Here is a 1,067-nt window from a genome sequence, read left to right as displayed (position 1 = left end):
TACCCCATGCCCATCAAGCTAACATTTTGAAGTGCCCCCAAAACGAAAATTTCATCTTTTCATAGGTGTCCATGAGAATTTAGTTCATTTTTTTCGTTTTGGGGAACATTTAATTTCTTAAGTTGATGGCAATGTGTCATTGCCTCTATATGTTAAAATAAAATTAATTAAGAAAGCAGGAGTGAATATGGCATATTGCAAAGTTCGTCAAGCTAATATCTATTATGAAGATATAGGGGATGGTATACCAATCGTGATGATACATGGCTATTCTTATGATCATCGATTAATGAGTGGTTGTATGGAACCTATATTTACTGAAAGAGATAAATGGCGACGTATTTATATTGACCTTCCTGGAATGGGATTAACAAAAAAATATAACGAAATAAATTGCTCTGATGAAATGTTGAATGCTGTTTTAGATTTTATTCAAGCTGTTCTTCCTAATCAAGAATACTTAATCGCTGGGGAATCCTATGGTGGCTATTTAGCTAGAGGAATTATTGAAAAGCAAAAAGAAAGAATACTCGGAGCGGCTTTTATCTGTCCTGTTATTATTCCTCTAAATGAGAATAGAAAAGTTGAGAAACATATAATTTTGAAAACAGATAATGAATTTATTGGAAGTTTATCGAAAGAGGACCTGGAGGATTTTAGCACTAACCATGTTGTACTTGATGAGTACAATTGGCTACGATACAAAAATGAAATCCTTGCAGGTTGTAAAGTTGCAAATGAAGAATTTTTAAATAAGGTTAAGAATAACTTTGAATTTTCATTCAAAGTAGATCAGTCTGATTTTGATAAACCAAGTGTATTTCTTTTAGGAAGACAAGACTCTTCTGTTGGATATAAAGATACACTCAACATTATAAACAAATATTCAAGGGGAACATTCGCTGTGTTGGATACAGCTGGTCACGATTTACAAATAGAACAACCACAAATTTTTAACACTCTAATAAACGAATGGTTGGATAGAGTTGAAGAAACTTATATTTAACTATGGGGTCCCGCTACATCACTATCAATCTAAGATTTTGCACTATCCATAAAACAAAAAA

1 protein-coding gene is annotated in these 1,067 nt (G+C 32.4%); it reads left to right on the top strand.

The window, feature by feature from the left end; translation table 11 throughout:
• Positions 1–187 precede the first annotated feature (187 nt).
• Positions 188–1,006, top strand: a complete 819-nt coding sequence (locus WAZ07_RS26155; protein ID WP_336474715.1) for an alpha/beta fold hydrolase — start codon at positions 188–190, stop codon at positions 1,004–1,006.
• Positions 1,007–1,067: the final 61 nt, after the last annotated feature.

Source organism: Bacillus bruguierae, assembly GCF_037104725.1.
Lineage (GTDB): Bacteria > Bacillota > Bacilli > Bacillales > Bacillaceae_G > Bacillus_A > Bacillus_A bruguierae.
The sequence above is the reverse complement of the archived record's forward strand: the minus strand, read 5'-3'. Positions and strand labels throughout refer to the sequence as shown.